8 protein-coding genes are annotated in these 9,021 nt (G+C 70.4%); 7 read left to right on the forward strand and 1 reads right to left on the reverse strand.

Going from position 1 to position 9,021, the window contains the following annotated elements; genetic code table 11:
* Positions 1-427: 427 nt before the first annotated feature.
* Positions 428-850 (forward strand): YjbQ family protein, encoded by a 423-nt coding sequence (locus tag EES42_RS42155; protein WP_037701150.1) that lies wholly within the window; start codon positions 428-430, stop codon positions 848-850.
* Positions 851-1,170: 320 nt separating this feature from the next.
* Here EES42_RS42155 and EES42_RS42160 read toward each other — a convergent pair whose 3' ends face one another.
* Positions 1,171-2,520, reverse strand: coding sequence for a transcriptional regulator (locus EES42_RS42160; RefSeq protein ID WP_241196942.1), 1,350 nt, complete (start codon positions 2,518-2,520; stop codon positions 1,171-1,173).
* Between the two features lie 349 nt (positions 2,521-2,869).
* Here EES42_RS42160 and EES42_RS42165 point away from each other — a divergent pair, with 349 nt between their 5' ends.
* The 6 genes from EES42_RS42165 to EES42_RS42190 all read left to right on the forward strand — a co-directional run bounded on the left by EES42_RS42165 (position 2,870) and on the right by EES42_RS42190 (position 8,865).
* Positions 2,870-3,835, forward strand: coding sequence for a TauD/TfdA family dioxygenase (locus EES42_RS42165; protein ID WP_206433903.1), 966 nt, complete (start codon positions 2,870-2,872; stop codon positions 3,833-3,835).
* Positions 3,828-5,228 (forward strand): NAD(P)/FAD-dependent oxidoreductase, encoded by a 1,401-nt coding sequence (locus EES42_RS42170; RefSeq protein WP_124723495.1) that lies wholly within the window; start codon positions 3,828-3,830, stop codon positions 5,226-5,228. The genes EES42_RS42165 and EES42_RS42170 overlap by 8 nt, the downstream gene beginning before the upstream one ends.
* Entirely contained in the window at positions 5,225-6,079 is an 855-nt protein-coding gene (locus tag EES42_RS42175) for a phosphopantetheine-binding protein (protein WP_164495553.1), read from the forward strand. The genes EES42_RS42170 and EES42_RS42175 overlap by 4 nt, the downstream gene beginning before the upstream one ends.
* An 84-nt stretch (positions 6,080-6,163) precedes the next feature.
* Complete coding sequence (locus tag EES42_RS42180; RefSeq protein ID WP_124723497.1) at positions 6,164-6,673, forward strand: NUDIX domain-containing protein; 510 nt, start codon at positions 6,164-6,166, stop codon at positions 6,671-6,673.
* A gap of 57 nt (positions 6,674-6,730) precedes the next feature.
* Positions 6,731-7,849 carry a DegT/DnrJ/EryC1/StrS family aminotransferase gene (locus EES42_RS42185; protein WP_124723498.1) on the forward strand — a complete coding sequence of 373 codons (1,119 nt, stop codon included), beginning with the start codon at positions 6,731-6,733 and terminating at the stop codon, positions 7,847-7,849.
* Positions 7,846-8,865, forward strand: coding sequence for a Gfo/Idh/MocA family protein (locus tag EES42_RS42190; RefSeq protein ID WP_124723499.1), 1,020 nt, complete (start codon positions 7,846-7,848; stop codon positions 8,863-8,865). The genes EES42_RS42185 and EES42_RS42190 overlap by 4 nt, the downstream gene beginning before the upstream one ends.
* Positions 8,866-9,021: the final 156 nt, after the last annotated feature.

The following is a 9,021-nucleotide window of genomic DNA, read 5'->3' on the forward strand; positions in this document are numbered from 1 at the left end:
TGAGCCGAAGTCAGTAACGCGCCGTGCGCTGGCGAAGTCCTCCGGGCCATGACCCAGCTCGGCTTCACCTGCCGCGGCCTTCCCCACACCGCCGCGCCCACGCGCGCCCTCAGCCCGTTCCAACAGGCTTCCGCGATGCTCGGCGCCCCTGCGGCCGTCTGACCGACGGGCAGGCGCGAGCCGCCACCAGAACAGCGGTGAGGGTCCGACCGGCATGCGCCGGTCGGACCCTCACCGCGTACCGACGGGTTTCTCAGCGCGCAGCGGCGGGAGGAAGCCGCAGTCCAGGGCTGGCTTGCGGTATTCGGATGAGACGGTGCGATGGGCCTGTCCAGGTACGGGAGCACGTGCCCCTACCGGCGGAGTCCCGGAGGAACAACCCATCCGGCCCTTAGTGCTTTTGCTCCGCGATGGGTACCGGTGAAGCATGACCGGCACCTTCACCACCCGCACCATCAACATTGCAACCGGCGCCACTGAGACCATGCACGACCTGACGAACGCATGCTCCGCGTTCCTCCGGGAGGTCGCTCATGGGCGAAACGGACTGCTGAACGTTTTCACCCCCCATGCGACATCCGGCCTGGCCATCATCGAGACCGGCGCGGGCAGTGACGATGACTTGTTGGCAGCCCTCCGCGAAATTCTTCCCGCGGACGACCGTTGGCGAGCCCGCCACGGTCGTCCAGGCCACGGCAGTGACCACGTGCTCCCGGCACTGGTACCACCACACGCCACGCTGCCCGTAGTCAATGGTGAGCTGGAGCTGGGGGCCTCGCAGTCCGTTGTACTGGTGAACTCCAACCGGGAAAGCCCCGAACGCCAAGTCCGGCTGTCCTTCCTCGGCTGACCACACCACCCACGCGGTACGGTCAGGTCTCGCTGGTTCACGGCCCTGGGGATCCGAAGCCCGATGCCGGGGCGGCGCCAGATTCCAAGATCAATCTCACCGATACGGACGGAGCCAGAGCCGGATCGAGGCGAGGTGTATGTTCTCGCGAGCGATGACCTCTGAATAGCACTTATGACGCAGCGCTGAGATTCCCAGGCCGCCGACTGAATGGCGGCAGGCCATGGTGAAGAGACGGTGCAACACTTTGGTGGCTCGGGATGACCAGGCCCGCCCACCACGGCTGTGCCCATCGTCAGGCTCCTGCAGGGGTTGATTGGCTATCCGAGGGCGTGCGTGATGCGTTCGCGGAGATCGACGGCCGGGGCGCTGTTGGCGTAGGGAAGGGCTTCGTTGTGCAGTTCGGTGAGTCGGTCGCCGACTCTGTGTGAACTGATGGTGCCGAACAGGTCCAGGGCGTGGATCGTTTCCTGGCGGGCGCCTTCGGGTTCACCGGCTGCCAGGTGTGTCCGGGCCAGTGCGAGGTGGTCGAAGGCTTTGCTCCGTACCCGGTGTGCCGGGCGTGCTTCGAGGGCCTGCTGGATGAGGCGGATTCCTGATTCCGCGTGGCGGGCCCGGTCGGTGCCTTGGCTGTTGCGTGCCGCGATCTGGTGGGCGACGCCGATGGTGGCGGACAGTTCAGCGGTGTCGAAGAACATCATGTGGGCGGGTTCGTTGCCGGGCACGATGCCGGTGAAGGCGTCCTCGGCCCGGCCGGCAGCTGCCTCGCTGTCGGCGAGGTTGCCCAGGATGGCCTGGAATCGGGCTTCGAGGCTGGCCAGCATGGAGGAGGTGGCCGGTGACAGGCGGCGGCGCGCACCGTACTGGGCCAGGTCGATCAGGGCGAGTGCGTCTTCGTACCGTTCGAGGTGGGACATCTGGCGTGCCATGCACTGGAGGATGTGGGCACCCAGTGGCTTGTCGCCGGCTTCGGCGGCGGCGTGCAGCGAGGTGATGAAGAGTTTCTGTGCGCTGGTGTGATGGCCGGCGTCGAAGCTCATCCATCCGGCCACCGATCCGAGATCGGCGACGGCCGCGAGAAGGTCGCGGCCGGTTCGTTCGGTGTAGGTGCACGTGTGCAGGAGGGAAGCGGCTTCGTTGAGCTGTGCGACGACGGCCTTGCGGGAGAGAGCCCCGCCGTGTCGGTTGTCCACGTCGCGGTACATCGCGGTGACAGCACGGATGCCCTCGACCTCGGCCGCCCCGACCTGCCCGCCGGTCCGGCCGACAGGCACGGCCGCCGGGGACGGCTCGGTGGTGGCCCACTGCTGGAGCGGGGCCAGGAGGGCGCTTCCCTTCTGGACACGCGAGGCGCTGTCGCTGTTGCGTGTGTGGGTACGCATCACTTCGCTCCGGGTGAGGTGGAGAAGAGCCTGAACGGACGTGCCGGGCAGCCAGGACAAACCCGTCCCCTGCACCGTGGGTAAGAGATCGGGGAAACCGAGGTCGGCCGGGGACAGAGAGATGCCGGCCCGCTCGCTGATCGCTTCGACGATGAGCTGGGGCACGGGGTGCCTGGGGGTCTCACCGGCACGCCACCGCCGCACGCTCGACTCGTCGGGACTGACGCCGCGGTGGCCCTGGGCCCTGGCCCGTTTGGTGACGGCTCGGGCGAGTGCCGCGTTCGACATGCTCACCTGGGCCTGCCACTGGGCCAAGTGCTCGTTGGGCTCTCGCTGATCGAGCCGGGGCCGGCCCATAGGTGCCTCCGCGCATTCGATATCCGAACCTCTCAGAGTAGGTGCGCGCGGCACGGGGCGGAACGGGACGGGGCTCTCCACCGGGATCCGCCGGGCCGTCCACCGGACCTCCGCCGCTCCTTGCGCCGTGGCACGCCGGGAACAGCGCCGGTCACTGCCGACATGTGCCGGTCTTCACCGGGTCCCGCACCCCCTGTTCGCGCTGCTGTTCTAAGGGCAGTTCCCGGCGTCCTGCGCCGGGGAAGCCGCGCAGCATCCGTCGTTCACGGGAGGTTGTCCCATGTCCCAGATCATCGAACCCATTGCTGCGGATCCGGTGAGGGTGGTGGTGCCGAGGACGCTCGCGGCCAGCCTGGCAGCGGCCTGCACGACGCAGATGGAGTGCCACCGGTGGAGTGCGCAGAACGTGGCTGCCGCCCGCACCGTGCTCACCGGTGGCGGCGCACAGATGCTGCTGTCGGCGCTGGCCGGCCGGCTGGACCGCAGCGATCCGTCCTCGGCGGGGTGGGCGCTGCTGGCGCTGCCCGCCACCCTCGGGAACGAGGAACTGCAGGTGGTCGCTGCCGGTGTGCTGGCCGCGCTCGGCCGCCCGTTCAACTCGATCCGACAGGGGGACGGCCGGATGTGGATCGGGCAGGAGACCACCTCTGTGAAAGAGGCGGCGTCGTTCGGGGGTACGGGCGCGCAGGCCCTGCACATCGACGCCCCGAACGTTGAGTACGTTCCGGAGTACACGAGCCTGCTGGTGCTGCGGGGCGATCCGGCCGGCGGTGGCGCGTCCCTGCTCGGTGACCTCCAGGCAGCGATGGCCAGGCTGGATGAGGGCGACCGGCAGGCGCTGCGGGAACCGGTGTTCTTCGAGGGCAAGGCTGAGAACCTGCGCGGTGTCGGGGCGCCCCGGATGCCGTTCCCCGTCCTGGAGGACGACCAGGACGGACAGCCGGCCTGGGTCCGCTGGGCGGGGAAGATGCTCCGCGACCCGCGCAACACCGGCCGCACCGCGGTACTGGAACGCTTCGCGGCCGCGCTGGCGCAGACCACCGTCGCGGTCACGCTGGGCCGCGGACAGCTGCTGGTCGTCGACCAGCGGCGTATCGCTCACGGCCGTACCGCGCTCGGGCCCCACCAGGGTCTCGCGGACGGTAAACGGCGCTGGATCACGCAGGCCAAGGCCACCTTCGACCCGGCCGCGCCCGCCCACCAGGTCCTGGCCGGCGCTGCGGCGGGGAGGCGGAACGATGCCTGAGCCGACGGACGTAGCTGTGGTCGGGACCGGTGTCGTCGGCCTCGCGGTGGCCGTCGAGCTGCTGCACCGCGGCGTGCACGTGACCGTGGTGGGACCGCGAACCGGTCCACACCGGGGACAGGGCACACGGTCAGCCGGTGCGATGCTCTCCACCTTCTCCGAACTGGAGCCGCACCACGACACACAGCGGACGGGACTGGAGACCGGTGAGCGGCTGGCCGCCCACGACGCCTACCCGGCGTGGCTGGAGCGGATCGGGGCCATGAGCGGCCGGAAGGTCCAGGCAACGGCCGGAACATGGGTGCTTGCCCCAGCCGGACGCGGTTTCTGCCTGGAGCCGATCGCCGAAGCGGCCCGGGCGGCCGGGCACCCAGCCGAGGAGCACCAGGCGTCGAGCATCCCCGGCCTGCGGGCGCCCACCTCTTCGGCGGGTGCCCTGTGGCTGCCCACGGAGGCCCGCGTCGACACAGCCGCCCTGATGGAAGCCCTGTCCCTTGCCGTCGAGCAGCACCCCCGCGCCACCTGGATCCCCCAGCCGGCCACGGCCGTCGGCGCGGGCACCGTGTCCTGCAGCGGCGGGGAAACGGTCCGGGCCCGGGAAGTGGTCCTGGCCGCAGGGTGCGGCATCCCGGCGCTGCTGCCGGACCGGGGCCACCCGCTGGGCGTGCCCCCGATCCTGGCCGGCCGCGGCGTCAGCGCCCGTCTGAACGCCCCGGCGATGGAACTGGAACACGTGGTGCGCACGCCGAACGCGGCGTTCGCATGCGGAACCCACCTCGTCCCGCGCACCGACGGCACCCTGTATCTCGGCGGCACGAACCGGCTGACCCTGGACGCCGACCCCGACCAGCCCCCCGGCCTGGACGAAGTCGCCGTGCTCGCCACCGACTCCGCCGCGCTCCTGGACCCCCGCCTGAACACGGCCACCTTCAAGGACACACGAACGGGGCTGCGCCCCTACACCCTGGACCACCTGCCGCTGGTCGGCCGTACTGGCGAGCCGTCCATCCTGCTGGCCACGGCCACCTACCGGTGCGGGGTGCTGCTGGCCCCGCGCCTGGCCCAGCTGGTCGCCGACGAGATCACCGCACCGGGCAGTCTCGACATCCACCCCTACCAGGCACAGCGGCCGATACCGGCCCCGCACATCGACGACGTCCTCGCCCAAGGAGCCGCCCAAGGAATGCTGGAGCACCTGCTGCAGGCGGGCGGGCATCTCTCGCCCTCCCAGCAGGCCGAGTTCGCCGCCTTCACCACCCTGGCGCTGCGTGCCCTGCTGGGCGAGGACTCGCAGGCCGGGGCCGCGATGCGGCGGCTGTGGGACCGGGCCCCGGTCATCGAGGCCGTCCCATCGCTGGTCGCGCTCGCTCACCGTCTGGAAGTGCTGCGGTGACCGCCGCCGACCAGCACCTCGTGGAGCAGATCCTGGGCGCGGTCCGGCACATCCGCCCCGGCACCGCCCCGGAGCCGGACACCGACTTCCGCGACCTCGGGCTGGATTCCCTGGACCGGCTCACCCTGGCGGTGGCCGTCGAACGGGCCACCGGTCTGGCCGTCCCCGGCCCGGCCCTCTCCGACGCCGCCACCCCCGCCGACCTGGCCCGCCGCCTGCCCACCACCGACAGGAGCGCTCCCGTGCATCAGGAACACCATGGCGACCATCCGGAACCGGGCTGGTCCGACGCCGGAGCGAGCGTCGGAGAGGGCACCCGGCTGTGGCATCAGTCCCAGGTCGCCGACGGCGCGGTGGTCGGCGCCGACTGCACCTTGGGCAAGGGATCCTTCATCGGCGCCGGCAGCACCATCGGCGACCGCGCGAAGATCGGGAACTACGCCAACGTATTCGGTGCGGACGTGGGCGACGAGGCGATGATCTGCCCCGGCGCGCTCCTCCTGGAGGATCCGGCCCCGCGGGCCACCACCCCCGACGGGCGACGAAAGGGCCCCGAGGACTGGACCCGTCACCCCGTCACCATCGGCACCGGGGCCACGATCGGGGCCGCGGCCGTCATCGCGCCCGGCGTCACCGTCGGCCCGCACGCCCTGGTCGCGCTCGGTGCAGTCGTCATGCGCGACGTCCCCGCCCACGGCCTGGTGATCGGAAACCCCGCCCGGCAGGTCGGCTGGGTATGCCGGTGCGGCCACACCCTGGACGCGGCACTGCGCTGCATCACCTGCCCGCGTACCTACCGGCGCGACGGCGACGAACTGGCCGCCGACCACCAGCCCGTGCCACTGGAGTGAGAATCACACCAGTTTGTCACTGTTCTGTGCCAGCTGAGCGATGGTCTCCGAGTCGTGCGAGCGGCACGGATAGCGTCCCGCTCCATGAGCACCGTGCATCTGCCTCCCGCCGAGTACTACGCCACCCTCCCCAAGATCATTGGTGGGGCTGGAGCGGCCATCCGTGACAAGGCCGGACGGTTCCTCCTGGTGAAACCGTCCTACCGCGACTACTGGGAAGTCCCGGGCGGCGGGCTGGACATGGGCGAGGACCCGAGGCGAGCGTTCCAGCGCGAAATCAAGGAGGAGCTGGGCCTCGACCTCACCCCGGGCCGGCTACTGGTCGTCGACTGGGTGCCCGAACAGCCCGACGGCCGCCCCCCGCTCGTCAACTTCATCTTCGACGGCGGCCTGACCACCAAGGAACAGGCCCAGCAGCAGGTGCGCCTCGACAACAACGAACTGACCGAGTGGACGCTGGCAGCACCCGAGGAGTGGGACACCCTCCTCCCACCGCACATGGCCCGCCGCCTCCACGCCTGCGCCCGCGCCCTGACCCACGACACCACCCTCTACCTGCACCACGGATTCGACCCCACCCGACACCACACCTGACGCCCCGCCGCCCCTTCCGGCAGCGGCGCCCGGCGTCCACCGGAAGGAACCCCCTTCGTGAACACACCATCCATCCCGGTCGCCGCGCCACGCCTGGAGGCGGCCGACATCGCCGCCGCGGTCCGCGTCCTCGAATCCGGCCACCTCGTCCAGGGCCCCGAAGTCGCCGCCTTCGAGGACGAGTTCGCGAACCTGGTCGACGGCCACTCCTGCATCGCGGTCAACTCCGGAACCTCCGCCCTGTGGCTCACTCTCCTCGCTCTGGGCATCGGCCCCGGTGACGAGGTGATCGTGCCCTCTTTCACCTTCGCCGCCACGGCCGCCGCTGTCCGCCTTACCGGAGCCGTCCCGGTCTTCGCCGACATCACCCCGGACACCTTCTGCCTGGACCCCGACGCCGTACGGGCTGCGATCGCCCCCCGCACCGCGGCAGTGATCCCCGTCCACCTCTTCGGACACCCCGCCGCGATGAACGAGTTCACCCAACTCGCCCAGACACACCACCTCGCCCTGGTCGAGGATGCCGCCCAGGCCCACGGCGCGACCCTGAACAACCGCCCGGCCGGCACCTTCGGGACCGCGGGCTGCTTCAGCTTCTACCCGACGAAGAACATGCAGTCCATCGAGGGCGGCATGGTCGTCACCGCAGACCCGGCCCTGGCCCGCACTCTGCGGCTGCTGCGCAACCAGGGCATGGAACGGCGCTACGACCACCGGATCGTCGGGACCAACGCCAGGATGAGCGACGTCAATGCCGCGATCGCCCGCAGCCAGCTCCGTCGGCTCCCGGCCCTGACCGGACGGCGCCGGGCGAACGCCGACCGGCTCAGCGAACTCCTCACCGGCCTGCCGCACCTGGCCCTGCCCACCACGGCAGAGGGAGCCGGCCATGTGTGGCACCAGTACACCGTCCGCATCGGCGCCGCCCTGGGCGACCGCGACACCTTCGCCCAGCATCTGCAGCAGGCCGGAACCGGCACCAGCGTCCACTACCCCGTCCCGCTCCACCGCTCGCCCGCCTACGCCACCGCAGCCGACCTCCCGCACACCGACACCGCCGCCGAGCAGGTGCTGTCCCTGCCGGTCCACCCAGGGCTGACCACAGCCCAGATCCAGGACATCGCCCAGGCCGTGACCACACTGGCCCTCGCTCCGGCCCGGGAGCGTGCCGCATGAACAACCCGACGCTGCGCGCCGGCCTGATCGGGCTGGGACGGATGGGCCGCCACCATGCCCGGGTCCTTCGGTCCCTGAAGGGTGCCGAACTGGTCGGCGCACTCGATCCGCACGGCGACCGCTACCGGGCCGCCGACGGGATCCCTGTGGTCGCAGACCTGGACGCGCTGCTGCAACTCGGCCTCGACTACGCGGTGCTGGCCTGCCCCACACTCCTGCACGAACCGCTGGGCACCGCCCTCGCCGCAGCAGGCATCCCCACCCTCATCGAGAAACCGCTGGCGGGCGACCCCGCCTCCGCCAGGCGCCTCGTACAGGCCTTCCACACCGCCGTAGTCCCCGCCGCCGTCGGATACATCGAACGCTTCAACCCCGCCCTGATCGCACTGCGCCAACGGCTGGAAGCCGGACAGCTCGGAGACGTGTTCTCCATCGCCAGCCGACGAACCGGCCCCTACCCCGTACGGATCACCGACGTCGGCGTGATTCACGACCTCGCCACCCACGACCTCGACCTCACCGCATGGATCACCAACACCCGCTACACCTCGGTCGCCGCCCGTACCGCCCACCGCAGCGGCCGCCCCCACGAAGACCTCCTCGCAGCCCTCGGACAACTGACCGACGGCACCATCACCCACCACCAGGTCAACTGGATCTCACCACTCAAAGAACGCACCACCGTCGTCACCGGCGACCACGGCATCCTCGTCGCCGACACCCTCACCGCCGACCTCACCTACTGGGCCAACGGCTCCACCCGCACCCAATGGGAAGCACTCACCGCATTCCGCGGCGTCACCGAAGGAGACGTCACCCGCTACGCAATCCCCAAACGAGAACCCCTGATCGCCGAGCATGAAGCCTTCCGCGACATGCTCCTCGGCCACAGCCGGCGCACCGCGACCCTCCACGACGGACTGCACGCCGTCCTCGTGGCCAACGCAGCACTCCAGGCCTCACGCACCGGCACCACCGCAGCCGTTCCGGCCCCAGAACATTTCCATCACCCGTAGCCCCCACCTGAGAGAGGGGGGTGGCCCTGCGGAACGTGCGAAGTGACCGCAGAGCCGAACTAGTACTCCAGTCTGGTTTCCTGATCACGGAACGATCAGGTCTGCCCATATCCGTCGGCATCTCCGGGGCCAACCTGCACGACAGCAAGGCCCTGA

Source organism: Streptomyces sp. ADI95-17 (assembly GCF_003846175.1).
Classification (GTDB): domain Bacteria; phylum Actinomycetota; class Actinomycetes; order Streptomycetales; family Streptomycetaceae; genus Streptomyces; species Streptomyces sanglieri.